We start from the raw sequence: 24,792 nt of genomic DNA, 5'->3' as shown, positions 1-24,792 counted from the left end.
CGGCTGGAGCATCTCCTATTCGCTGCGTAGGTGAACGAATTACGGCGACAGGAGTCCCGGAATTTCGTGAGGTAGCATGGCGCGCCTGAAAAAGCGCTTTGTCATTGCCTTAAAATATGACGGTGAAAACGACTATCGCTATTTAGTGGCGACAGACCTGACTTGGCGCACACAAGATATTATTCAAGCCTATACGTTGAGATGGCTGATTGAGGTTTTCTTTGAGGACTGGAAGCTTTATGAAGGATGGGGGCGTGAGGCCAAACAATTAGATGAAGAGGGATCAAGCCGTGGCCTGATTCTGAGTCTTTTGTTTGACCATTGCCTTCTCCTTCACCCAGAGCAAATAGCCCGCATTGAAAGCAAACTACCTGCGTATACCCTAGGAAGCTTACAGCGCAAGTCTCAACAGGCGCGCCATGCTACCTCACGAAATTCCGGGACTCCTGTCGCCATAATTCGTTCACCTACGCAGCGGATGGGAGATGCCCTGAACGCCCTGCGTCCGCAACGACTACGCACAAAAGCCGCTTCGTCATTACTACCTCACTGGCTGGACGGCTATTCGGAATGCAATTCTTGCTCCTCTCGCGTGCTGCTAGCACACGTCGAATCAGCGAATTGCCCTGTCGCCTATCAGGGACTAAAAATCACCACTTCGCTAAGCTACGTTTCCATGATTTTCAGCGGGCGAATACTGGACCAGACCTGAACATTCGTGAATAGCTCTTTAAAAGACACAAAAGTCTGCATATCCTTTTCATGCATAACAAAGCCTTGCAAACTTAGTTCTAGCGAAAACGGATTGAATTCAACAAGCTCAAGAGAAGCTTTGCGCCCAGTTTCTGCCTCAATCATTTCCGGCAGTTTGCTTTGCATCACTTTTGGCAGCAGAACAAAACCAGCTAATGTATATAACAACAGCGCTAATGTAATCAGCGCTGGTTTACGATATTTTTCGATTATCAGTGTCGTGTCCATAAATTTCAAAAAATCCGATTAAACATTTGGGTAAACAATTGCTTCTGCCGAATAGAGTACACCCATCCAGGCCACTCTATTTTAGACTATGCCGAGTAAATTATATATTATGATAGCCAGTTTCTTCATGCAAGACAGTATCCAACCCTTCTACTTCCTGGTCATCAGAAACACGCAAGCCCATCAAGCTATCCAGAACCTTCAATATAATATAACTGAAAGAAACACTCCAGATAACAGTTGCCACAACTGCCACCGCCTGTACACCAACCTGATGCAGGATGGTCACATCACCTAGGCCCAGACCACCCAGGCTTTCAGCGGCAAACACACCGGTTAATAGCGAGCCAACTATGCCGCCTATACCATGCACAGGAAAGACATCCAGAGAGTCATCTATACGGTAATGGCGCTTGATAATCTGTACTGCATAGAAACACACAATACCCGCAGTAATACCAATCGCTAATGCTCCCGCCGGGCCTACAAAACCTGATGCTGGAGTAATGGTACCTAAACCTGCCACCATACCGGTTACAATACCCAATACACTGGGTTTACCAAAGCGTATCCATTCGATAATCATCCAGGTCAATGAGCCTGCTGCTGCGCTAATATGGGTCACTAACATTGCCATACCAGCAGAACCATCAGCGGTTAACGCACTACCTGCATTAAATCCAAACCAGCCTACCCATAACATCCCGGCTCCGGTGACAACCATCGGCATATTATGCGGAGGCATTGCAACCGTTGGAAAACCTTTCCGTTTACCCAGCACCAGCGCTGCAACTAAAGCAGAAACACCTGCAGTAATATGAATCACAATCCCGCCGGCAAAATCCATCACGCCCATATCCGCTAACCAGCCGCCACCCCAGACCCAGTGACAGACTGGAACATACACCAGTAGTGCCCAAAGTGCACTAAACACCATCATAGTGGAAAACTTCATTCGTTCGGCAAAAGCACCCACGATTAAAGCCGGAGTAATAATGGCAAACGTCATCTGAAACATAAAAAATACGGCTTCAGGTATATCACCTATCAAACTATCAGTGCCCATATTCGGCACAAAGGCTTTAGACAAGCCACCGATAAAAGACTGAACAGCCCCGCCATCGGTAAAAATCAGACTGTACATCCCTGCCAGCCACAAAATCGAAATCATGCAGGTAATCGCAAAGCACTGCATTAAGACTGACAAGACATTTTTGCTGCGCACCAACCCCGCATAAAACAGCGATAGGCCAGGTAAGGTCATAAACAGTACTAGAGCAGTAGAAGTTAAGACCCACGCCGTGTTTGCCTGATTAAGCTCATCAGCCGTTACCAGACCTGGTGCCAGACTTAACAACAAAAATAAAATATTTTTCTTAGTATATAAACGTTTCATCATAAACTCTCTTTAAATCGCCTCTTCGCCCACTTCCCCCGTACGTATACGGATAACCTGCTCAATATTAGACACAAATATCTTGCCATCACCAATTTTCCCCGTATTAGCCGCATTAATAATCGTCTCTATTGCCTGGTCTGCAATATCATCAGCCACTACAATTTCCATTTTTACTTTCGGTAAAAAATCCACCACATATTCAGCGCCTCGATATAATTCGGTGTGCCCTTTTTGTCGCCCAAAGCCTTTGACTTCAGTAACGGTAACACCCGCAATACCAATTTCTGATAGTGCTTCGCGTACATCTTCCTGTTTAAACGGTTTAATAATTGCAGTGATTAATTTCATAGTTCCTACCCAGACATTAAAAAGCTAAAATGGAATTCCATTCTACACAATAATAAAGCGGGATTGCAGACAAAATATTTTATATCATTAATTCAACCAGTGATTTTTGAGTTATACTCGATGTTCAAGTTTTTCCATCCCATTGCCATCAAACTCTTACCTTCACCCAGCAGAACAATACTTTAATGATGCTGTTGGCCCTAAGCGCCCTAAATCTCTGCCAATCATATGTTTTCCTGATGGCATCAGTTGAAACACATCCTTTATTAATTCACCTAACTCTTTCAGCTTATCACCAGGATCTGGAAACTCTAGCAATGACGTGATGAACTCAAGCAGTACATCCATTTGAGACTTGCGCTGTAAGCTTCCTACGGTATACGCAGGTAGTTTGCTTTCAATGCGGGCTATTTGCTCTGGGTGAAGGAGAAGGCAATGGTCAAACAAAAGACTCAGAATCAGGCCACGGCTTGATCCCTCTTCATCTAATTGTTTGGCCTCACGCCCCCATCCTTCATAAAGCTTCCAGTCCTCAAAGAAAACCTCAATCAGCCATCTCAACGTATAGGCTTGAATAATATCTTGTGTGCGCCAAGTCAGGTCTGTCGCCACTAAATAGCGATAGTCGTTTTCACCGTCATATTTTAAGGCAATGACAAAGCGTTTTTTACTGTGTGAACTCACCTTTAATCGTGCACTGCTGACAGTCACTTTAATCTCTTTGCCGCCACGTACACGTATTATCTGATCAATGCCTTTGTTAATCGAATTAAAGTAGCTCTCGACTGACCTTATTCTACCTCTATATTCAATATTTTGGTTTTTACTTAATTGGCTAATCACCTGCGAGCCTCCAGATTCTTTAGCGGCTTCGTCCATAAAGGCTTTTTCACCATAAAGCGCATCAGCCAGTACGCCTTTAATTTTAATCAGGCTATGCGCAACTTTAAACTCTTTTAATAAGCCTAATGCAATCTCTGTTTTGGTCGGGTAGGCACTGTCACGTTCAGGCTTAATAGGCCGATCTTTTTTTGCTATACCGCTCTTTTTCAACCGTTTATCTTCTTTATCCCACTGCTTTAAGGCTGGATCCGGCATATAAAAGAAAAAACCGACAGGCACTGTAATGGATGAGGTAACTAGCAGCAATAATACTATCGTTTGTCCATTAACATACCCGCCGGAGCCTTTGTGTTTCTGCTTGTAAACCTTATAAATACGTTTTGTAGACTTAGATCGTGCTCGGTCTGATTCATCAAAGGCCAACACACCTTCAGTAACTGAAGTTTCCTAGTTTTTAAAGCATAAGAATATCAGCTAATGCTTATTTTTCTGAAATATTAGATATTACTAATATTAATGGCATTCCGTTGACTAAAAGCCTTGAATTCCTTTTAAAAACAACAGGTTAATCGTAAATGAGGCCTAGTTTTACTGTATAATGAAAGTTTATAACACATTGATTATACAAATAAAACGACCTCATTCATGTTCATTTTACGCGATATTTTACTCCCGCTTCAAGATCATTTTTCCGAAACCACTTTAGGCCGCGAACGAGCCTCTCTGTTCGTTTACACGATCCTGTCCATTATCGTTCCTTTTACGTCATCAATGACCTCTAATCTTTGGCGTTGCCTTGATACGTTGTTTGGGTTTGAGATCAAGAATAAGCGCTTTTACACTTTCATGGCTTCTTCAACTTTTCCGTGGGCTGGGCTGTGGAAAACTATCTGGGAGCTGATTCCGTCTCCTGAAACAGATGGGCGCATATTGGTTGCACTGGATGACTCCATTATCACTAAAGTAGGCAAAAATATCTTCCGCTGAAAATCATGGAAACGTAGCTTAGCGAAGTGGTGATTTTTAGTCCCTGATAGGCGACAGGGCAATTCGCTGATTCGACGTGTGCTAGCAGCACGCGAGAGGAGCAAGAATTGCATTCCGAATAGCCGTCCAGCCAGTGAGGTAGTAATGACGAAGCGGCTTTTGTGCGTAGTCGTTGCGGACGCAGCGCGTTCAGGGCATCTCCCATCCGCTACGTAGGTGAACGAATTATGGCGACAGGAGTCCCGGAATTTCGTGAGGTAGCATGGCGCGCCTGGGCTGTGAAGCCATTTTTGACCACGCTGCCAAATCGGATCAAAGCAAATATCCATGGGCACAAAATATTGTATCGGTAGGGTTGCTGAAACAGGTCAAAGGTCGCTGGGCGTGCTTATTTTTAGATTTCCGATTTTATCTCCCCTTAAAAACAATTCAGGCAAAAAAAGAAACCGCCACGATAAGAGGTCAGGCGCGCCATGCTACCTCACGAAATTCCGGGACTCCTGTCGCCATAATTCGTTCACCTACGCAGCGGATGGGAGATGCCCTGAACGCCCTGCGTCCGCAACGACTACGCACAAAAGCCGCTTCGTCATTACTACCTCACTGGCTGGACGGCTATTCGGAATGCAATTCTTGCTCCTCTCGCGTGCTGCTAGCACACGTCGAATCAGCGAATTGCCCTGTCGCCTATCAGGGACTAAAAATCACCACTTCGCTAAGCTACGTTTCCATGATTTTCAGCGGATGTCGTTCCTTTCCAGACCAAGATGGCTCAGGCGGCTCAAATGCTGATTGCAATTGCAGAACATTTTTCCACCGCTCCGATATTGACAGTCACTGATAGCTGGTTTGGCAACAATGGCCTATGGAAGCCTGTTTACAAAGCTATCGGAAGCCGGTTTAATATTCTCTCTAGGTTAAGGTGCAATAATGTACTGTACGATCGTCCAGAAAAAAGAAAACCCAAGCAGAGGGGGCGGAATAGAAGTAAGCGTCAATTAAAGTACACATTCTAAACCAATATAAAAAATGGCAGACTAATACCTCCAATTAACTCAGGAGGAATTTATGAGTCCATCTCAAAATAAAGCGGCTATGCAAAATCATATACCGCAATGGCAAGCCAGTCGTTTAACTCAGGTCGGGTATTGCAAAGCCCATGATATCAAGCCGCATATCTTCAGTTATTACAAAAAGCAATTCAGTTCGCTCGCTCCACCAGTGTTACAAGCCAAGCAATTGGTTCCGGTAACACTGGTTGCAGAGGACATGTTGAACGGATCAGGCGTACCTGCTGATTCATCAGTTATCAAAGTGACTCATTCTAATGGCTTCAGTCTGGAAATTTGTGCCAGTACAGAACTTGCATCATTAAAGCCGCTTCTGAAACTGGTTAGGTCTATCTCATGATAAACGGACTTGTTGTTAATCAAGTGTTTTTGGCGACCGGCGTTACTGATATGCGTAAATCTATCAATGGTCTGTCACTGATTGTTTCGGAACAGTTTGGCCATGATCCCTTTGCCGGAAGTATTTTTGTCTTTTGTAACCGCTCTCGCGATAAACTGAAAATACTCTATTGGGAGTGTAATGGGTTCTGGCTTTATTATCGGCGCCTGGATAAGGGGAAGTTTCAGTGGCCAACCGAGTTAAACGAACATCCGTTATCATTAACCTTACGTGAATTACACTGGTTATCCTATCGGCAAGCGCAAGCTCATACCGCTATTTCTGGCTTAATAAATAATTGATTTGTTGCCGTTATTTTACGTGGAAAATATCTAATAAAACAGCCAGTTAAATGATTATTTAACCCTGTTCTGCGGTATAATAAACACCATGAAATCACTTCCTGAAACACTGCCAGACGAGACGAATGTACTGCACAAAATGGTGCTGGACTATCAGTCGACAGTGGATCAATTACAGAAAAAACTGACATGGTATGAGGAGCAGTTTCGTCTGTTGCAACATAAGCGTTTTGGCACCTCCAGTGAGAAATGTCCGGGTCAAATGGAGTTGGTTAATGAAGCGGAGTCCATTCTTGATAGCTTAAAGCAGGATGATTCCGACCCTGAAGAAACCCTAAGCTATCAGCGTAAAAAGCCAGGCCGCAAGCCATTATCCAGAGATATCCCGCGCGAAGTTATCCGTTATGAATTACCTGAAGCAGAGCGTGTTTGTGCATGCGGTCATGCATTGCATGAGGCTGGCGAAGACAAGTCAGAGCAGTTAGAAATCATTCCTGCCCAGATCAAAGTCATTTTTACCGGCAGGAAACCATTTTCAAGCGCTTAAGTGTTGACCTTTCTCGTGCCACGCTATCTAACTGGGTATTAAAGTCCGCTGAATTGCTCCAGCCCTTTTATGATCGACTGCATGCTCTGCTGATTCTACAGAAGATCCTCCAGGCCGATGAAACAACCTTAAATGTGATTCGGGATGGTCGAGAGACGAAATCGAAATCCTATATGTGGCTCCATCAGAGTGGTGGGCATGAATCCGAGCACCCGATCGTTTTGTATGATTATCAGTCAACGCGGGCAGGAGCGCATGCTGAAAGCTTCTTGCGGGCCTTTTCAGGTCACTTGCAGGTAGATGGCTATGCAGGCTATCATGCACTGCCATCAGATGATTGCATCCTCGTGGGGTGTATGGCACATGCGCGGCGTAAATTCAAAGCCAGCATTCTAGTAATGCGTTGTTCAAAAGCCTGATAGGTACCTTCAAAAGCTGTGAATACGGCGCCCCGTCCACCTTTAACATGACTGGGTTCTATTGTGTTCCAGTGTACTCTCAGAGCAGAGGACAAATAGCTGGAGCAGGTTTCTCCTGCCGCCCTGCCACAGACGGTAATAATATCGAACTGCTGTTTACTGAGGCTATGCCATGATTTGCTGGATAAGCCTTGCGTGTTTATTCCATGTCTTTCTAACAGGGCGATTGCCTTGTTGTTTACTTTTCCTTTAGCCTTACTGCCAGCAGAAAATGCCTAGATTTGCCCTTGCCCCAGGTGATTAAATAAAGCCTCACCTATAATACTACGGCATGAATTTCCCGTGCAAATAATAAGAATTTTTAGCATGCGGATTAGATTCCTAGGCAGTTTGACGGAATAAAGTTACCAAGATTGCGAAGATTTTTTGATTCTGGCCAATCTATCTCAAGAAGAGCATGGTCATTCTACGTGACGATCGAGATCGTTTGGTCAGGAGCAAAAAGGCAAGTTTGGGGAGTCGCTATTTTTGCGAAAGCTTGTTTTGGGCATCCCAGCCCAAGCAAGCAGCAAAAACTTAACGCGACCACTTATGCCTCCGGCGGCCCCGATTCGTCCTCGTCACCTCGTCCCGACCCAACAAGGGGTCGGAACATAGGCTCCAAATGACTTGACGCCGTGTCGGATGGCCTTTTATTTTGTCTCCACCTTCGCTAACGCTCAGACTCCGACAAAACAACGGCCCTACGGCTATCGCGGACTAAAAATCTTCACTTCGCTAAAGCTCCGTTTCCAGGATTTTCAGCGAAGGTTGGTAACTTTTTTCGTTAGACAGCCCTAAAGTCTGGTGTTGACAATAACGATACAATCATTCACTTGCGAACCACAAGCAAAGCAGAAACCTGACAAAAAATATATCATTACAAAGTTTTTTGCTAAGGATAATTCTCATCAAGCCCACGCATCATTTCAGGCAAAGACTTCGGACCTTTCAGCTCAGGATGGAGTCGCCTATCTGTCAAGACTATTGAAACATGCATCCAGACGACAGAAATTCCAACAATAACAAAAAGCAGCATAAAACAGCTTGTCCAGACGCCGATCACATCATTCATAAAGCCAAAGCAGACCGGTAGAACAAAACCACCTAAACCCCCAATCATACCTACCAGGCCACCCACTGAGCCGACATGATCAGGGTAATAAACCGGAATATGTTTATAGACAGCCGCTTTACCCAGAGACATAAAGAAACCCAGAAAAATGGTCAAAATAACAAAGGGCACTATGCCGATTTCAAGGCTAAAGTTAATTGAGCCTTGTATGCCATGTACTGTGTATTCTGTAGAAGGATAGGATAGAAAAAACAGGATTATCAAGCAGCCCAGAAAAGTAAGATACATCACTCTACGCGCACCGATTTTATCTGACATCCAGCCACCCAAGGCCCGGAATATACTTCCTGGAAGAGCATAACAGGCAGCTAGCATACCAGCAGTGGCAATCTCTAAATCATATACACCCATATAGTAACGTGGCAACCACAGCGCTAAAGCAACATAACCACCAAATACAAAGAAGTAATACGTTGCAAAGCGCCAGACTCTTAAATGCTTTAAGGGCTCTAGTTGCATTAATGCAGGCCTTACTTTTTCTCCTCTTTCTTTCCGCGCTTTAGTGTATGGATCTTCTTGCGTCATAAGCCAGAAAACAATTGCCATCACAAACAGCACAACAGCATAAATCCTGGCAACATTTTCCCAGCCATAAGCAATCAGAAGAAAAGGTGCGCCAAAATTTGTCACCGCTGCCCCAACATTACCCATCCCAAAGATGCCTAGAGCAGTACCTTGATGATCAGCATCATACCAGCGCGAGACATAGGCGATTCCTACGGCAAATGATCCCCCTGACAATCCAACACCTAATGCGGCTAACAGATACATAGGATAAGTCGATACCATGGATAATAAAAACACCGATACCGAGGTTGCCAGCATTAACACAAAATAGACGATCCGGCCGCCGAACTGATCAGTCCAGATTCCCAAAAAGATACGGCTTAATGAGCCGGTTAAAATAGGGGTCGCCACCAATAAGCCAAATTCAGTATCGTTAAGCCCAAGATTTTGTTTGATTTTAATTCCGATAATGGAAAAAATAGTCCAGACTGCAAAACAGATGGTAAAAGCCAAAGTACTAATCGCCAGACTTTTGGTTTGCTGGTTGCTACTGACGCCATCAAGTTCATGCATAAAAAGCCTCCTAAGTTTAAATAATTCTTTCCCATATACCATAAATTGATTTAGGTATTAGGGCAGTATTCATACACTGTAAACACCTATTTGCATTAATGATCTTCACTGTGCTCTGCATGGGAGCTACTATCACCAGAATATAGCGTGTTATCCTTTTTACCCGTAACCTTTAAAACACCCCAGGCGCCTCTATCTATTCGTGTTAATGCATGATCAACCAGCACATAATTACCCGGATAATCTACCTGGAATTCAACCATTGTTGCGCCCCCTGCTGGTATCAGTGTGGTTTGCACATTGTGTATCGGGTTGCTTAAAGACGCTTCGGGATAGACCGTGTCAAAAATCTCGCCAATAACATGAAACGATGATATTTTGGCAACGCCAGAATTACCCACAAATAACCGTATCTTGTCGCCAACTCTTGCTGTTAACTGCCCATCTCCGACTAACGCACCCGTGCGGCCATTAAAGACTATATATTCAGGGCGCTCATCAATCATTTTTCGGCTATCAAAAGCCTGAAAACCTTTTTTGCCAATTTTTCCATGCGTATAAAGCTCTCCCTGCATCACATAAAATTCATGATCTACTTTCGCCAGACCCTGAGTAGGTTCGACTAAAATCATCCCATACATACCATTCGCAATATGCGTGGCTGGATTTCCACTCGCACAATGGTAGGTATATAAGCCAGGGGTCGTTGCTTTAAACACCAGGGTTTTGCTTTCTCCTGGCTCAACCTGAGTCACCGCCATACCGCCACCAGGGCCGGTAACTGCATGTAAATCTATTGCGTGACTATGGCTACTATTTTCTGCATTATGCAAATTAAGTTCAACCGTATCTCCTACGCGAACTCTCAGGAACGGGCCTGGAACTGTGTTATTAAAGGTCCAGTAATGATAAGAAATACCTGGCGCTATCTCTGCTATCACTTCTGATGCCGTTAGTTCAATGCTAATTTTTTCTACACGTTTTCTAAGCAAAGGCTTAGGCAAATCAGATGCTTTGCGACTTATCTCTTTAAGCTTTTGATAGTCAGACGGCTTAACAGACATACGGTGCAGGTACTGGTCTCCTGGGCCAAAATTGACTTGCTTTGACGAATGTTTAGATGAGTGATGCTTATTACTCTCAGCTGCATAGCTAGGTAAAGCAAAGAAAAGTGTCGCAAAGACAGCTGATAACATGTGTTTCTTATTCAATGATTTTTTTTTCATTCTGATTCTCTACTAACTGAAGTTTCCCCATTATTGAGTAGCTGAAATACACAATGCTGGTGTATCGAGGTTTATTTTAGGTGGTTTTGCCATGTTTATAGCAAACCCCTACTTAATTCCCCTTAGGCAATAGCATTTGAAGCGAATGAAAAGACTATTTTTTTCATATAGTTGTAGCATAGTTTCAATTTTACCATAAATAATTATTGGGAAACTTCAGTCTACTAATAAGGGCTAGGAAAACATCAACTGCCTGCCTGTCTGTTTTTTACATCTCTGTAGTAGAGCGGACTTAAGCCCGCATTATCCTTGAAACCGCAGTTGACCGCTGTATAACATTGTAAACCGCTGATATTAAAAATAATAATCGTAAAACTTGTCATCTGTTGGGTGAGTGCCCGCCGCTTCACAGTTTTGTGAATAAATCTGTGTTCGACTGAGGTTTCTAGGATTATGTAGACGACTAGCGGACTAAAGTCCGCTCTACATCATTAATTCTATACACGCAAATGGCGCATATCTGCCATTTTTCCGCCAGATTCAGCTCTTTGCTGATCATTCAAAATGGCCCGGGCATGAGGTGAAAAATCCTCGTCTTCACGCGTTAAGTGCTCGCGCAACAACTTCTCAAACTCTTGCGTGGAGTTTTGTAATGCATCAAAATTAGTAATTTTATCCGGCTGCCTGAATTGCTCAGCTAATATATTCCAGGCATCTTCGATCTCTTCATGATCCATCATTAAGCGCTCGATCATACCGTCAACCAGGGCAGAATTTCCTAGCAGCAAAGGAAATAGGCTCTGCTCTTCATCCTGATGATGCAAATGCGTGGCATGCTGATAATGACAATAAACCTCCATGCACTGGTTGGCATACTCTTCATTCATACCCTGTTCCTTAAGGTTCGCAACTAATTGCAGTAATTGCTGACCACGCTGCAGAAAGTCCTCATGGTATGCTGTTAAAACCGCCAGGCCATCACTAAAGCCTGCAACAGGTTCTTTATATTTAAATTCCACTTATAATCCTTCCACTAGTTCCCACGCTCTGCGTGGGAATTCATAAGGGAACGCTCTGCGTTCCGTGACGCAGAGCGTCGCTCCATGCATTCCCACGCAGAGCGTGGGAACGAGAACTTAATTAACGTTGCTTAACAAATTTCGTTCTCACAATCTGATATGGTCTAAACATATAACCCAAAGGCATACTCCAGACGTGTACCAGACGGCTAAACGGAAACAAGAAAAACACCGACATACCAAGAAATAAGTGCAACTTGTAAATAAACCCGACCCCGGCTAAATATTCAGGTTGCGAGTTTAACGCCAGCATACTTTGTACCCACTCAGCCAGCGCAACCATAACCGATGCATCACCACTAAAAGCATGGTAAATAGACACAGGAATGGTTAATAGCCCTACCCCTAGAGTTACCAAAATCCAGTCCAGAATAAAAATATCCATAAATCGACTGTTGGCTCGCACCCGTGGATGATACATGCGGCGCTTCCATAAAATCACTCCGCCCATCATACATATCGAACCAAAAGCGGCTCCCGCTGAAATAGCAACCACCTGGTGCATCATATCGGATACTCCCATGGCTAAAAACCAGTTATGCGGTATCACTAAACCGGCGAAATGTCCCATAAACAAGGCTAATACGCCGATATGAAACAGGATGCTGCCTTTTTGCAGCTGTTCTTTTTCAAATATCTGACTGGAATCTGCCTTCCAGGTGTATTGCTCACGATCAAAGCGAATTAAACTACCCACTATAAAGGTAGTTAGTGCGATATAAGGGTAAACCCCAAATAATAAATTACTTAAATTCATATCAATACCTATGCTGCAATATCTGCTAAAAGGCCATGATGCTCCACAATTCTAACCAGTGGCGCATACGGGCTTGCATTCTTTTCAAGGTTACTGGCAATAATGTCAGCGGCTTGTGCCGTTTGCTGTAAAAACTCACGGGCACTGCTTGCATCATCCATCGTGAACACATACTCCAGAATCAACGGTAAATAATCGGGCAGTTCGCCATCACCAATTTCAAAGCCTGTTGATTTATACAACTCGGATAATTGAATCAGTGCCGGCCCTCTTTCTCTATCTTGCTCATCAAATAAATGATAAGTCAGATATAGTGAGTTTTCTGCCGTCATATCAAAGCTATCTACATATTTCGCCTGAAACTGCGTTAATGATAAAGCGGATGCCCATTCAATAAAGCCATTCAGTCTGCTTTTATCTTCTTCGTTCAGGTCGGGCAGTTCTGAGATGAGTTTTCGCATTTCGTCCCAGTTTTCTACCAGCTCCTTACCAGGGTATTCCAATAAGACAGACAAAACTTTATAGATCTGGGTCATGCAACCTCCCCATCAGAGCGCTTTGCTGCAGGGTGATAACGTACAAACTCAAGATTATCCGCGGTCTTTTTACGCTTATCAGGAAATAGCGAAGCATTATCACTAATGCTACAACCGTCATTACCAAAACTGAAGCCATTCTGCCCCTGAAAACTGTGAAAATCTTCCTGACGCAACTCTTCATGGCTTGTAGGAATAACAAAACGATCTTCATAATTGGCAATCGCCATATAGCGATACATTTCATTAACCTGATCTTCGCTTAGCCCTACCTCTTCCAGTACTGCTAAATCTATCTTGCCTTCGACAAGCTTAGAGCGATAAAAGCTACGCATAGCAATCATGCGTTTTAAGGCGGCAACGATAGGCTTTTCATCACCTGCAGTAAACATATTCGCCAGATATTTCATTGGCAAACGCAAGGTTTCTATACTAGGAGTCGCACCATCAGCCATGGTTGATAGATTACCCTGGTCAATTTGCGATTGCACTGGCGATAGAGGAGGCACATACCAGACCATCGGCATGGTACGGAACTCTGGGTGCAATGGAAAAGCCACTTTCCAGTCTACGATTAATTTACGAATCGGTGATAGCCGTGCCGCTTCCATCCAAGATTCAGGAATTCCATCTTCTTTCGCCTGTTTAATCACTTCAGGGTCATTGGGGTCAAGGAATATATCCAGTTGTGCCTGATATAAATCCTGGTCATTTTCTACTGCCGCAAGCTCTGAGATTCGATCTGCATCATAAAGCATGACTCCGTTATAGCGAATACGTCCTACACAGGACTCAGAACATACTGTTGGCAAACCCGATTCAACGCGAGGATAACAACCAGTACATTTTTCAGCTTTACCGGACTCCCAGTTATAAAACATTTTCTTGTACGGACAAGCACTGATACACATACGCCAGCTACGACATTTATCCTGGTCTACCAAAACAATACCGTCTTCTTCGCGCTTATATAATGAACCCGACGGACACGATGCAACACAGGAAGGGTTAATACAGTGATTACACATGCGCGGTAGGTACATCAGGAAGGTCTGCTCAAACTCCCCATAAACCTGCTTTTCCATGTCGCTAAAGTTAACGTCAGCACCACGATGTTTGAATTTACCTCCTAAATCATCTTCCCAGTTTGGCCCCCATTCAATCTTTTCCATACGCTGACCATCAATCAAAGATCGTGGTCTAGCAGTAGGTATTGCTTCGACTAACTCACTATTTTGTAACGTGGCATAGTCATAAGTAAACGGCTCATAATAATCATCAATGGTCGGCATATTCGGATTCATAAAGATATTCTTTAGAATATTGAGTCGATTACCTGATTTTAATTGCAGTTTACCACCATGTAATTCCCAACCACCGTTCCACTTCTCCTGGTCTTCCCAGTTTTTTGGATAACCAATACCCGGTTTGGTTTCAACATTATTAAACCAGGCGTATTCAACCCCTTTACGGTTTGTCCAGACATTTTTACAAGTCACAGAACAGGTATGACACCCAATACATTTATCGAGATTCATCACCAGTGAAAAATTTGCTCTTACTTTCATTTTTATTTCTCCGACTCGTCTGTGCAAGCATATTCTGCTTGATGTACGCCTTCAGGATTCAGCTGTTTTTCTTTAGCTGCTGTTAGTGGCTCTTCCAGCCACTGAATATCCTGGTTTTCAATTTTATGCAAGATAACATATTCATCACGCTGCGAACCGACAGTTCCGTAATAGTTAAAGCCATAGCTAAGCTGGGCATAGCCACCAATCATATGCGTTGGTTTTACGGTGACACGCGTCACACTGTTTAAAATACCACCGCGTTTACCTGTAGTATTCGAACCAGGCACATTAACATTCTTTTCCTGAGCATGATACATCATCGCCATACCATCAGGAATACGTTGACTAACGACCGCTCTGGCAATGGTTGCACCATTGATATTCAGCGCTTCTACCCAGTCATTATCATCTATCCCTGCTTTTTCAGCATCGGTTTCAGAAATCCACAGGTGCGGCCCACCACGCGACAGCGTTAACATACGATGGTTATCATGATAGGTACTATGAATCCCCCATTTACCATGCGGCGTAATCCAGTTCAGCTTTAAATGTGGTTTATCACCTACTTTTTCCAGCATTTCTTTCAGCGTTAGCATGTCCACTGCAGGTTTGTAGGTGCAAAATGCCTCACCAAAATCACGCATCCACTGATGATCCTGATAAAACTGTGCACGCCCCGTTAAGGTACGGAATGGGATATGCTCATGGATATTCGTGTAGCAAGCGTTATAGCTGACTTTTTCCGATTCAATACCACTCCAGGTTGGCGCAGTAATAATCTTGCGTGGCTGTGCTTTAATATCACGGAAAGTGATTTTGTCATCTTCACGCGGCAATGCCAGATGAGTATGGTCAACACCGGTTTTAGTACTGAGTGCTTTCCAGGATCTAACTGCCACTTCACCATTGGTTTCTGGTGCCAGAGATAGTATCGTCTCACACACACTAATATCATCTTCTAAAGAAGGCATGCCTTTAGAAATTCCTTCCTCTTTAATGGTGTAATTAATTTCTTTTAGATGCTCATATTCTTTTTCAGTATCCCAATCGATCCCTTTAATATTGTTACCTTGCTTAGGCAATAAAGGTCCTAATGCAGTGTACTTTTTATAGGTATTGGCAAAATCACGTTCAACCACTTTTAACACTGGCATTGTCTTACCCGGAATAGGCTCACACTCACCTCGTTTCCAGTCTTTAACATCCATAGCCTGAGCAAGCTCAGCTGACGTGTCGTGTAGAAGAGGTAAAGCTACCACATCTTTCTGCACGCCTAAATGCTTCTCAGCAAGTACTGAAAATGACTTTGCAATCGTTTTAAAGATCTGCCAATCCGAACGTGACTCCCAACCTGGGTCAACAGCCTGTGTTAACGGGTGGATAAAAGGGTGCATATCGGTGGTATTCAGATCATTTTTCTCGTACCAGGTTGCTGTCGGTAAAACAATATCCGAATACGCGCCGGTTGAATTCAAGCGGAAGTTAATATCCACCATTAAATCCAGCTTGGCAATTGGCGCATCTTTATGCCACTTTATTTCCGCACCCTTCGCTTCTGGAAGCACATCCTGCATCACACCATTTTGGGCGCCTAGCAAATGCTTAAGAAAATATTCATGCCCTTTAGCACTACAACCTATCAAATTCGCACGCCAGACAAATAAATTACGTGGATGATTTTCAGGTGCATCTATATCTTCTGCCGCAAACTTGAGATCGCCTGATTTAAGCTGCTTAACTATATAGTCAGCAACATCCTTTTCATCTGTCGCACCGGATGCTTCCGCATCTTTAACAATCTCCATCGGATTTTTGTTAAAGTGAGGTGCAGATGGCAACCAGCCTAAGCGCTGTGAAACAACATTGTAATCCGCCAGGTTATGACCTTTGTAATTAGCCTGTGCAGTGGATGCCAACAAGGAATCTGCTTCAATTTTTTCATAACGCCACTGATCGGTATGGAAATAGAAATATGTTGTACCGTTCATGTGGCGCGGTGGTTTTTGCCAGTCCAGTGCAAAAGCAACTGGTGCCCAACCTGCTTGTGGACGGAGTTTTTCCTGCCCCACATAATGACACCAGCCACCACCACTTTGACCGATACAACCACATATATGCAATAAATTCATAATCGCACGATAATGCATATCGTTGTGATACCAATGGTTAAGCCCAGCGCCCAGAATAACCATGGATTTACCCATGGTCTTAGACGCATTATCAGCAAACTCACGACCACTGCGAATAATATCGGCTTGCTTTACACCGGTGATTTTTTCTGCCCAGGCAGGCGTATTTGGAATACTGGCATCATCATAGCCCGAAGCTATATCACCGCCTAAACCTCGATCCAGGCCATATTGCGCCAATTGCAGGTCAAATACAGTAGTCACCAGAACCTCTTTACCTTCTAGCGTGACCTTTCTAACTGGAACATTGCGACGCATAGGCACATCAACACCTGTTTGAAAATCAGGCATTAACACTTCCACTACATCGTCTTTATCAAAAATCAGACTCAGGCGTGCTTTAGTATTTCTGCGGCCTTTTTTAGGCACTAAATTCCATTTTCCTTCTTCACCCCAGCGGAAACCAATAGATCCATTAGGTGCGATAATATCGCCCGTTTTTTCATCAATAACTACGGTTTTCCAGTCCGGGTTATTTTTCTCGCCTAGCGAATCATCAAAGTCAGCCGCACGCAAAAAACGACCATTAACATAAGAGCCTTGATATTCATCCAATATAACCAGCATAGGCATATCAGTATAGGTACGAGCATACTCCTCAAAATAAGCGTCTTGATTATCAATGAAGAATTCTTTTAAAGCTACATGCCCCATTGCCAGGAATACAGCTGCATCAGTGCCTTGTTTAGCCGGCATCCATAAATCAGCAAATTTAACGTATTCTGCATAATCAGGTGAAATAGCAACAACCTTTGCACCTTTATAGCGTACTTCTGAGTAAAAATGCGCATCAGGTGTTCGTGTCATCGGCAAGTTAGAGCCTGCAACAACTATATAGGTTGAGTTATACCAGTCAGCTGATTCAGGTACATCCGTTTGTTCACCCCAGGTTTGTGGGGATGCAGGCGGTAAATCGCAGTACCAGTCATAGAAAGATAAACAAGCGCCACCAATTAATGATAAATAGCGACTCCCTGCAGCATAACTAATCATCGACATGGCAGGAATCGGTGAGAACCCCGCTATTCTGTCAGGACCATGGGTTTTAGCCGTATAGACATTTGAGGCTGCAATAATTTCTGCTACTTCTTCCCAGTCAACACGGACAAAGCCACCTAAGCCACGGACTGCAGTATACTTTTTACGTTTTTCAGAACCCTCTTGAATCGCACCCCAAGCCTCTACAGGATCTTTACCTGACACACGCTCTTCTCTATATAAAGAGACTAAACGCTCACGAATTAACGGATGCTTCACCCGTAAAGGGCTGTATAAATACCAGGAAAAACTTGCTCCACGTGGACAACCACGTGGTTCGTGGTTTGGCATATCCGGGCGCGTGCGTGGATAATCCGTTGCCTGCATTTCAAATGCAACCAGACCATTTTTAACATGAATATTCCATGAGCAGCTACCGGTACAGTTAACCCCATGCGTGGAGCGTACGACTTTATCATAGCGCCAGCGGTTGCGATAACCATCTTCCCATTGGCGATCTTCGTTGGTCACAATGCCATGACCCCCGGAAAACTTACTTTGTACTTTCTTGAAAAAGTTGAGACGGTCTAAAAAATGACTCATCGATATTTCTCCTAGTGTTTAAAACAGCAATAATGACTGCTATAGTTTAGTGCAACAAAAGCTTAAAAGCACCAACTTGGACAATATTTAGTAATAAATACGGCACTCTTGAGCATTGCAATAAACAAGCATCTTATGTGCCAATAAACCGTTAGGGGTTGTAGAACTCACCATCCTTGCGCAAATAAAACCACCAATTGATCATAATGCAGACTACATAAAATGCTGCAAATCCCATTAGCGCGACTTCTGGCGTAGTCGCTTTTATCTGCTCACCGAACACCTTGGGGATATAAAAAGCGCCATACGCCGCCACTGCAGAAGTCCAGCCTAAAACAGGACCGACCTGTTCTTTTGGAAAAACCATGGCAATCGTTCTAAACGTTGAGCCATTGCCGATGCCAGTCGCGGCGAATAGAACCAGGAAGATAAGCAAGAAAGGCACAAAATATTCTTCTGGTGTCGCAGAGTTGTATGCAGCTTTCATATAATAAGCCACCCCACCCGCACTAATCACCATCACAAACGAACAAATATGCGTCACCCAGGCACCGCCAAACTTGTCGGCAATCATTCCACCTACTGGTCGAATTAATGCACCAATAAAAGCACCTGTCCAGGCATACATTAATGCGCTCGGTCCATTGGGGTTAGCCAGGTCATGCGTCATTACACCATCCACCATCACATGCTGATAGCCAAAAATAACTTTAATGGCTAGTGGAAAACAGGCTGCAAAACCAATAAAAGAGCCAAAAGTCATGGTATAGATAATACTCATCACCCAGGTGTGTTTATTATCAAAAATCTGATATTGTCTACCAAGGCTCTCGCCTATTTGTCCGGGAATGATTTTTAATAAAGAAACGGTTAAAGCAATAACAATAAATAACGCAATTTCTTTAGGCACGTGAAAACCAGAGCCATGCACAGATTCAGGCAAGATTAGCCATAAACCAAACACGGCACTGATAAAACTGATGCCCAGCATACCAGTGATGATACTAAAGCTAAGAAACGGCCCTCTTTCTATAGGCGAAACTTCTTCTGTACGGATATTATTCATACCAAACCAGCCTAGAAAAGCGAGCGGGATCAAAAATAGCAACCAGATAAAACCCGCATTTTGTATATAGGTTTCAGTTCCTGCAGGAATCTTACCTATCAGTGTACCCGAGGCAGTTTGGAGAATCATGGGATCCCCACCCCATGAACCAAATATTCCAAAAGTCATAGACAGTGGGATCAAGATTTGCATGCTGGTCACACCAAAATTACCCAGCCCTGCATTTAACCCTAATGCCAGTCCCTGCACTTTCTTGGGAAAGAAAAAGCTGATGTTAGACATGGAAGAGGCAAAATTCCCACCACCAAAGCCTGATAATAAAGCCAGCACCTGAAATACCCAGAACGGTGTACTTTGATCGCGTAAAGCAAGCCCTGTACCTAGTGCCGGAATCATTAATAGCGCGGTAGTAAAAAAGATGGTATTTCGCCCACCACATAAACGAATAAAAAAACTACTCGGAATTCTTAGCGTTGCCCCTGTTAAACCCGCAATCGCCATTAGCGTAAATAGCTCAGACTTTTCAAAAGGAAAACCGAGATTAAGCATCTGTACTGTGATGATGCCCCAGTACAACCAGATAGCAAAACCACACAATAAACTAGGGATCGAAATCCATAAATTTCGGTTAGCAATATACCTGCCTTCAGCCTCCCAAAACTCAGGGTCTTCTACATCCCATTTTTTTAAATCCGCCATATAGACTCCACAACAAGGGTTAAATAATAGTTTTCTAATTCTACTCCTTTTCAAAATTAAAACCCCTATTTATTAGTAATTAAGATAACATAACATACTGATAAATATAATCATAACCTAGTGAACTACTAGGTTTTTAAGGTCGTATTGACACGATACTTTTGCATCAGCATAATTTGTAAGGTTTTTTCTCTGACTAATAAAGCATTACTTTTAATCAGGCGCGCCATGCTACCTCACGAAATTCCGGGACTCCTGTCGCCGTAATTCGTTCACCTACGCAGCGAATAGGAGATGCTCCAGCCGCCCTGCGTCCGCCACAGACTGAGCACAAAGCAGCTCAGTCATGGCTACCACAAATGGCTCTACGGCTATTCGGGATAAAATTTTAGCCTCCCTCGCGCGCTATCGCGCACTTCGGATTGGCAAATTTCCCTGCGCCTTCTGGAGACTATCAGCCCGTCCGGGGCTGACAGCGATAGAATTATTCTATTGTCATTATTTCATAATAGTAAACAATTGCCGGACCACTGCTTGCTCTTAGATGTCAGTTTTGAGGTATTTTCCAACTATTTTTACCTTATCTTTATCATTTCACATTGCCACTCTCGAACATCTTCATAAAGCTTTTACTCTACATAACAAATCGTAACGCACAAGATCACCCCAGTTAACCTGTTATATGCTTGCTGTATTCAGTATTATTCCTGATCACATTGATCAGCCCAGCCATTCATGCAGAAAGCCCTGAAGCTCTTTCTAAAAAAGACTTCTATCACTCGATGTTCAAGTTTTTCCAGCCCATTGCCATCAAACTCTTACCTTCACCCAGCAGAACAATACTTTAATGATGGTGTTGGCTCTAAGCGCCCTAAATCTCTGCCAATCATATGTTTTCCTGATGGCATCAGTTGAAACACATCCTTTATTAATTCACCTAACTCTTTCAGCTTATCACCAGGATCTGGAAACTCTAGCAATGACGTGATGAACTCAAGCAGTACATCCATTTGAGACTTGCGCTGTAAGCTTCCTACGGTATACGCAGGTAGTTTGCTTTCAATGCGGGCTATTTGCTCTGGGTGAAGGAGAAGGCAATGGTCAAACAAAAGACTCAGAATCAGGCCACGGCTTGATCCCTCTTCATCTAATTGTTTGGCCTCACGCCCCCATCCTTCATAAAGCTTCCAGTCCTCAAAGAAAACATCAATCAGCCATCTCAACGTATAGGCTTGAATAATATCTTGTGTGCGCCAAGTCAGGTCTGTCGCCACTAAATAGCGATAGTCGTTTTCACCGTCATATTTTAAGGCAATGACAAAGCGTTTTTTACTGTGAGAACTCACCTTTAATCGTGCACTGCTGACAGTCACTTTAATCTCTTTGCCGCCACGTACGCGTATTATCTGATCAATGCCTTTGTTAATCGAATTAAAGTAGCTCTCGACTGACCTTATTCTACCTCTATATTCAATATTTTGGTTTTTACGTAATTGGCTAATCACCTGCGAGCCTCCAGATTCTTTAGCGGCTTCGTCCATAAAGGCTTTTTCACCATACAGCGCATCAAGCCAGTACGCCTTTAATTTTAATCAGGCTATGCGCAACTTTAAACTCTTTTAATAAGCCTAATGCAATCTCTGTTTTGGTCGGGTAGGCACTGTCACGTTCAGGCTTAATAGGCCGATCTTTTTTTGCTATACCGCTCTTTTTCAACCGTTTATCTTCTTTATCCCACTGCTTTAAGGCTGGATCCGGCATATAAAAGAAAAAACCGACAGGCACTGTAATGGATGAGGTAACTAGCAGCAATAATACTATCGTTTGTCCATTAACATACCCGCCGGAGCCTTTGTGTTTCTGCTTGTAAACCTTATAAATACGTTTTGTAGACTTAGATCGTGCTCGGTCTGATTCATCAAAGGCCAACACACCTTCAGTAATGCCATAACGTTTTAAAATTAAGACCACACTCACCCGTAGCAACCAGCCCCAGGGTATACTTGCTTTACGAAACACCCAGGATAATGCGGCTACTTTGCAATCTCCAAGGCTTGCTCGCTCAAACTTAGCCCAGCAAACAGAGTTCATTAGCAGTATGCCCGTTAAACAAGTGCCCAACCAAGCCGCTTGAATCCGTGTCAAAGCGGCTCCGGGTTTTAGCTGATTGAGCGCATCATTTAAATCGTCAATATAGCTTTGGATAAAGGTGGCTGGGGCATTCATTAACATGGGCTTACACCGATAAAATTACAACAACCTCAGAATACCTGATTTTACCTTCTCAATATCAAAAACTTGAACATCGAGTATTAGGAGATGGGCGTATGGCATCCGACCTTCTATCGGCCTCTACTCCTCCGTTAACTTGCCAGTTTTGTAAGGTACGAATGCTGATACCAACAATATCACAGGCTTTGCCCTTTCTGGCACCTTGTCCAATGGCTTCATTGATCCATGTGACATAATTTACGCGCTCTGAGTGAGGAATTAAGCGTCCTCGTTTTCCTCCCAGAGCGCATCCAGCTTTTTTCTAAGCACCAATAAGGCCGCTGTTTCTGCAAGTGCTTTCTCTTTGCGATTAAGCTCTTTCTTTAATTTTTTGTTTTCACTACGTAATTGTTTTAATACGTTTTTATCTGTTTTTTCTTGCGTCACGTTTTGCTCTGATCCTTTAATAAAATGGGTCTTCCAGGACTCAAGTTCAGCTTTATAAAGCCCATGTGTACGACAATATTCATTACACTCTTGCTCGCTCAGGGTACTTGTTTCTATAATGGCTGATAATTTTCTCTCGGCTGTCCACTGCATAGGAGAATGGCTTGTGTTTTTAGTGTTTTTGCACTTCTTATCAACATAAGTTTGCTTCCACGTATACAGCGTTCCGTAAGGAATATTTTCGGCCTTAGCTAATTCAGGTACGCTCATATTTAAGGGGGGAAGCATTTTGTTAATGATGGCATCTTTTCTTTCTTTTGGGTATTGAGTTGTCATGGTTTTATTTTTCCGCCCCTTGTTTGAGTTATTATTTTTCAAATAAGGCGAAAACTATCCTGACACGGGGGGGTATTCACCAACACTGCAATGAAAGTATGGAACGTGCCCTGTTAGCAGAGCGTCATCCTTTGTGGGCTCGTTCATGCCCAGAGTTGAAGGATATCGACTTTATTCGCCTTGGGTTATTACGCTGTATCAGTGTAGTCGATAGTGGTAGCCATTTCCTCCAAACCAATGAACAGATTTATGGCCAGCTGCTTCCCCACTCAACGTATTTTAAATCACTGAAGTCGCATAGACGAACAAGTATGCTTGAGGCATTTGAACAGCAGAGCTATCATCTTCACTCTGAAACACTGCTATCGCAAGGCATTGATTATCTTAAAGCATTCCCGGAACTTGACGAATACACCATAGAAGCAGCGGATGGACATTTTATTGATCATGACTGCCATACTGAAAAAAACAGCAAGGGGAAAGTTTATGCGGCCGGGGGGATTTACGCGTTGAATCTCAGGAGTGGGTTGCTCAGATTTCTTTGTCTGGTGACAAACGGAACTCAGAGGCATCAAGAAATACCTGTGTTACGAGATCATATTGAGAAGCAAAACAAGGGAAATAACAGCTCTCAGAAACATCTCTATAGTTTCTCAGATAAATAATTTCCAAATTTGGAGCGCTTAAACTTAGGCGGTAACAACGAAATCTTCCCGCAATTTTTGCATAACACAAATCACTTTACTGGCATCATGCATATAAGTGTTAAAAGTTTGCACAACTGAATCATGAAGATCTTCAAAAGTTTTAAAATACTTCATATGAGTCGAATCGCGTTTCGTATTTTTCCATAATTTCTCAATCGGATTAAAATCCGGCGAGAACGCAGGGAGACATTCTACTGTCAAACGATCTACATTAGCTAACTTAAATTCCTTAATAACACCGCTTCCATGATACGGGGCACCATCTTCAATTAGAATAATCTTGCCTTTATAATAAGCCAGCAATTGTGTTAAAAACTCAACATAGCTTTCACCATTAAAACGCCCAGATGTTTCAGCGTGTTGTAATATCATTGGCTTATAACTCTCGATTAAGACGTTGTCGGCAATAGAATATATCGCTTCCATAAAAAGCTTCTGTGTTGGATATTTCTCATTTTTTAAGCTTTTAAGAATAGCTAAAAATTCTTGAGGCAGCCCAGCTTCTTTTAAAAGTCTAAGTGACTTTGGTTTTATCTCATAAGCCAATGATTCTCGGTATTGAAAACTCCCTCCTTCGAGTTCGATCGTACCAAACATTTTCAACCCTTTTCGAATCCCTGATGTTTTCACTGTGGGTTGCTCTCCTATTGGAGCCCAGGTTCGTGCCAATGAACCCCACATAGCAAATGACACCTCATCACCGAATAAAACGACACTCTTTTCTTCTACCGCCTTTTCCATAATGGCAGGCAATGTTTCTTCCAGCCACGTTTTTCTTTCAAGCTCGTACTTTTCTTCTTCTTGGCGATCAGTCACACAACGAGCTTTTTGATAACTGAAGCCCAGTTTTTTCATTAG

At 43.3% G+C, this 24,792-nt stretch carries 30 protein-coding genes and 2 pseudogenes; 14 read left to right on the top strand and 18 right to left on the bottom strand.

The window, feature by feature from the left end; all coding sequences use genetic code 11:
* Window positions 1-76 precede the first annotated feature (76 nt).
* Window positions 77-712, top strand: a complete 636-nt coding sequence (locus K6984_RS30515; RefSeq protein ID WP_230987877.1) for a hypothetical protein — start codon at window positions 77-79, stop codon at window positions 710-712.
* On the opposite strand, the gene K6984_RS03345 is transcribed toward K6984_RS30515, so the two are convergent.
* The 4 genes from K6984_RS03345 to K6984_RS03330 form a co-directional block, all read right to left on the bottom strand.
* Window positions 667-981, bottom strand: a complete 315-nt coding sequence (locus K6984_RS03345) for a DUF748 domain-containing protein (RefSeq protein ID WP_476693185.1) — start codon at window positions 979-981, stop codon at window positions 667-669. The two genes, K6984_RS30515 and K6984_RS03345, sit on opposite strands and share 46 nt — an antisense overlap.
* Window positions 982-1,081: 100 nt before the next feature.
* Window positions 1,082-2,380 (bottom strand): ammonium transporter, encoded by a 1,299-nt coding sequence (locus tag K6984_RS03340; protein ID WP_230987875.1) that lies wholly within the window; start codon window positions 2,378-2,380, stop codon window positions 1,082-1,084.
* A 9-nt stretch (window positions 2,381-2,389) separates the two neighbouring features.
* Window positions 2,390-2,728, bottom strand: coding sequence for a P-II family nitrogen regulator (locus tag K6984_RS03335; RefSeq protein ID WP_221894215.1), 339 nt, complete (start codon window positions 2,726-2,728; stop codon window positions 2,390-2,392).
* A gap of 162 nt (window positions 2,729-2,890) precedes the next feature.
* Window positions 2,891-3,994: a transposase gene (locus K6984_RS03330; RefSeq protein WP_221894214.1), complete on the bottom strand. Its 1,104-nt coding sequence runs from the start codon at window positions 3,992-3,994 to the stop codon at window positions 2,891-2,893.
* Between the two features lie 222 nt (window positions 3,995-4,216).
* Here K6984_RS03330 and K6984_RS03325 point away from each other — a divergent pair, with 222 nt between their 5' ends.
* Entirely contained in the window at window positions 4,217-4,558 is a 342-nt protein-coding gene (locus tag K6984_RS03325) for a hypothetical protein (RefSeq protein ID WP_221894213.1), read from the top strand.
* Here K6984_RS03325 and K6984_RS03320 read toward each other — a convergent pair.
* Window positions 4,530-4,763, bottom strand: coding sequence for a hypothetical protein (locus K6984_RS03320; RefSeq protein WP_221894212.1), 234 nt, complete (start codon window positions 4,761-4,763; stop codon window positions 4,530-4,532). The two genes, K6984_RS03325 and K6984_RS03320, sit on opposite strands and share 29 nt — an antisense overlap.
* Here K6984_RS03320 and K6984_RS03315 point away from each other — a divergent pair.
* The 8 genes and pseudogenes from K6984_RS03315 to K6984_RS35960 all read left to right on the top strand — a co-directional run bounded on the left by K6984_RS03315 (window position 4,720) and on the right by K6984_RS35960 (window position 7,275).
* Window positions 4,720-4,911 (top strand): hypothetical protein, encoded by a 192-nt coding sequence (locus K6984_RS03315; RefSeq protein WP_221894211.1) that lies wholly within the window; start codon window positions 4,720-4,722, stop codon window positions 4,909-4,911. The two genes, K6984_RS03320 and K6984_RS03315, sit on opposite strands and share 44 nt — an antisense overlap.
* Window positions 4,836-4,991 (top strand): annotated as a pseudogene (locus tag K6984_RS36880) (IS701 family transposase); the annotation flags it as partial. The gene K6984_RS03315 and the pseudogene K6984_RS36880, both read left to right, overlap by 76 nt.
* A gap of 99 nt (window positions 4,992-5,090) precedes the next feature.
* Window positions 5,091-5,399, top strand: coding sequence for a hypothetical protein (locus K6984_RS03310; protein ID WP_221894210.1), 309 nt, complete (start codon window positions 5,091-5,093; stop codon window positions 5,397-5,399).
* Window positions 5,386-5,574: a hypothetical protein gene (locus tag K6984_RS03305; protein ID WP_221894209.1), complete on the top strand. Its 189-nt coding sequence runs from the start codon at window positions 5,386-5,388 to the stop codon at window positions 5,572-5,574. The genes K6984_RS03310 and K6984_RS03305 overlap by 14 nt, the downstream gene beginning before the upstream one ends.
* 52 nt (window positions 5,575-5,626) lie before the next feature.
* Entirely contained in the window at window positions 5,627-5,968 is a 342-nt protein-coding gene (tnpA, locus tag K6984_RS03300) for an IS66 family insertion sequence element accessory protein TnpA (protein ID WP_221893783.1), read from the top strand.
* Between the two features lie 29 nt (window positions 5,969-5,997).
* Window positions 5,998-6,309 (top strand): IS66 family insertion sequence element accessory protein TnpB, encoded by a 312-nt coding sequence (tnpB, locus tag K6984_RS03295; protein ID WP_221894189.1) that lies wholly within the window; start codon window positions 5,998-6,000, stop codon window positions 6,307-6,309.
* A gap of 88 nt (window positions 6,310-6,397) precedes the next feature.
* Window positions 6,398-6,856 (top strand): IS66 family transposase, encoded by a 459-nt coding sequence (locus K6984_RS03290; protein WP_221894208.1) that lies wholly within the window; start codon window positions 6,398-6,400, stop codon window positions 6,854-6,856.
* Window positions 6,841-7,275 carry an IS66 family transposase gene (locus K6984_RS35960; RefSeq protein WP_221894463.1) on the top strand — a complete coding sequence of 145 codons (435 nt, stop codon included), beginning with the start codon at window positions 6,841-6,843 and terminating at the stop codon, window positions 7,273-7,275. The genes K6984_RS03290 and K6984_RS35960 overlap by 16 nt, the downstream gene beginning before the upstream one ends.
* Here K6984_RS35960 and K6984_RS03280 read toward each other — a convergent pair.
* Window positions 7,173-7,643, bottom strand: a pseudogene (locus K6984_RS03280) (arsenate reductase ArsC). The gene K6984_RS35960 and the pseudogene K6984_RS03280 sit on opposite strands and share 103 nt — an antisense overlap.
* A 160-nt stretch (window positions 7,644-7,803) precedes the next feature.
* Between K6984_RS03280 and K6984_RS32370 the strand changes: the two are divergent.
* Window positions 7,804-7,932 carry a hypothetical protein gene (locus K6984_RS32370; protein ID WP_263458596.1) on the top strand — a complete coding sequence of 43 codons (129 nt, stop codon included), beginning with the start codon at window positions 7,804-7,806 and terminating at the stop codon, window positions 7,930-7,932.
* A gap of 27 nt (window positions 7,933-7,959) precedes the next feature.
* On the top strand, window positions 7,960-8,115 hold the full coding sequence (locus K6984_RS03275) for a hypothetical protein (RefSeq protein WP_221894207.1): 156 nt from the start codon (window positions 7,960-7,962) through the stop codon (window positions 8,113-8,115).
* A 94-nt stretch (window positions 8,116-8,209) separates the two neighbouring features.
* On the opposite strand, the gene K6984_RS03270 is transcribed toward K6984_RS03275, so the two are convergent.
* From K6984_RS03270 to K6984_RS03235, 8 genes are all read right to left on the bottom strand, one after another.
* A complete protein-coding gene (locus K6984_RS03270; protein WP_221894206.1) occupies window positions 8,210-9,529 on the bottom strand; it encodes an MFS transporter in 1,320 nt (439 codons plus the stop codon).
* Window positions 9,530-9,624: 95 nt separating this feature from the next.
* Window positions 9,625-10,755: a copper-containing nitrite reductase gene (gene nirK / locus K6984_RS03265; RefSeq protein ID WP_230987873.1), complete on the bottom strand. Its 1,131-nt coding sequence runs from the start codon at window positions 10,753-10,755 to the stop codon at window positions 9,625-9,627.
* Window positions 10,756-11,252: 497 nt separating this feature from the next.
* Window positions 11,253-11,774: a hemerythrin domain-containing protein gene (locus tag K6984_RS03260; RefSeq protein ID WP_221894205.1), complete on the bottom strand. Its 522-nt coding sequence runs from the start codon at window positions 11,772-11,774 to the stop codon at window positions 11,253-11,255.
* A gap of 121 nt (window positions 11,775-11,895) precedes the next feature.
* Window positions 11,896-12,591: a respiratory nitrate reductase subunit gamma gene (narI, locus tag K6984_RS03255; RefSeq protein WP_221894204.1), complete on the bottom strand. Its 696-nt coding sequence runs from the start codon at window positions 12,589-12,591 to the stop codon at window positions 11,896-11,898.
* Window positions 12,592-12,599: 8 nt separating this feature from the next.
* Complete coding sequence (narJ, locus tag K6984_RS03250) at window positions 12,600-13,127, bottom strand: nitrate reductase molybdenum cofactor assembly chaperone (RefSeq protein ID WP_221894203.1); 528 nt, start codon at window positions 13,125-13,127, stop codon at window positions 12,600-12,602.
* Window positions 13,124-14,695, bottom strand: coding sequence for a nitrate reductase subunit beta (gene narH / locus K6984_RS03245; RefSeq protein ID WP_221894202.1), 1,572 nt, complete (start codon window positions 14,693-14,695; stop codon window positions 13,124-13,126). Before narH ends, narJ begins: the two co-directional genes overlap by 4 nt.
* Window positions 14,696-14,697: 2 nt before the next feature.
* On the bottom strand, window positions 14,698-18,468 hold the full coding sequence (locus K6984_RS03240; RefSeq protein ID WP_221894201.1) for a nitrate reductase subunit alpha: 3,771 nt from the start codon (window positions 18,466-18,468) through the stop codon (window positions 14,698-14,700).
* A 151-nt stretch (window positions 18,469-18,619) separates the two neighbouring features.
* The gene (locus K6984_RS03235; protein WP_221894200.1) at window positions 18,620-20,233 is read right to left on the bottom strand and encodes an MFS transporter; all 1,614 of its coding nucleotides are present in this window, start codon (window positions 20,231-20,233) and stop codon (window positions 18,620-18,622) included.
* 346 nt (window positions 20,234-20,579) lie between these two features.
* Here K6984_RS03235 and K6984_RS03230 point away from each other — a divergent pair, with 346 nt between their 5' ends.
* Entirely contained in the window at window positions 20,580-20,777 is a 198-nt protein-coding gene (locus K6984_RS03230) for a hypothetical protein (RefSeq protein ID WP_221894199.1), read from the top strand.
* A gap of 280 nt (window positions 20,778-21,057) precedes the next feature.
* Here the strand turns inward: K6984_RS03230 and K6984_RS30510 are convergent, their stop codons facing one another.
* The 3 genes from K6984_RS30510 to K6984_RS03220 all read right to left on the bottom strand — a co-directional run bounded on the left by K6984_RS30510 (window position 21,058) and on the right by K6984_RS03220 (window position 23,269).
* Window positions 21,058-21,774 (bottom strand): hypothetical protein, encoded by a 717-nt coding sequence (locus K6984_RS30510; RefSeq protein WP_230987869.1) that lies wholly within the window; start codon window positions 21,772-21,774, stop codon window positions 21,058-21,060.
* A gap of 25 nt (window positions 21,775-21,799) precedes the next feature.
* Entirely contained in the window at window positions 21,800-22,465 is a 666-nt protein-coding gene (locus K6984_RS30505) for a hypothetical protein (RefSeq protein WP_230987868.1), read from the bottom strand.
* A gap of 258 nt (window positions 22,466-22,723) precedes the next feature.
* Window positions 22,724-23,269 (bottom strand): transposase, encoded by a 546-nt coding sequence (locus tag K6984_RS03220; RefSeq protein WP_221894198.1) that lies wholly within the window; start codon window positions 23,267-23,269, stop codon window positions 22,724-22,726.
* On the opposite strand from K6984_RS03220, the gene K6984_RS03215 reads away from it, so the two are divergent.
* Window positions 23,251-23,892, top strand: coding sequence for a hypothetical protein (locus K6984_RS03215; RefSeq protein WP_221894197.1), 642 nt, complete (start codon window positions 23,251-23,253; stop codon window positions 23,890-23,892). The genes K6984_RS03220 and K6984_RS03215 overlap by 19 nt on opposite strands.
* 24 nt (window positions 23,893-23,916) lie before the next feature.
* Here the strand turns inward: K6984_RS03215 and K6984_RS03210 are convergent, their stop codons facing one another.
* Window positions 23,917-24,789: a transposase gene (locus tag K6984_RS03210; protein ID WP_221894196.1), complete on the bottom strand. Its 873-nt coding sequence runs from the start codon at window positions 24,787-24,789 to the stop codon at window positions 23,917-23,919.
* Window positions 24,790-24,792 lie beyond the last annotated feature (3 nt).

Origin of the sequence: Bathymodiolus japonicus methanotrophic gill symbiont (genome assembly GCF_019721995.1) — a bacterium.
Classification (GTDB): Bacteria; Pseudomonadota; Gammaproteobacteria; order Methylococcales; family Methylomonadaceae; genus Methyloprofundus.
This window is presented reverse-complemented; position numbering and strand designations above follow the sequence as displayed.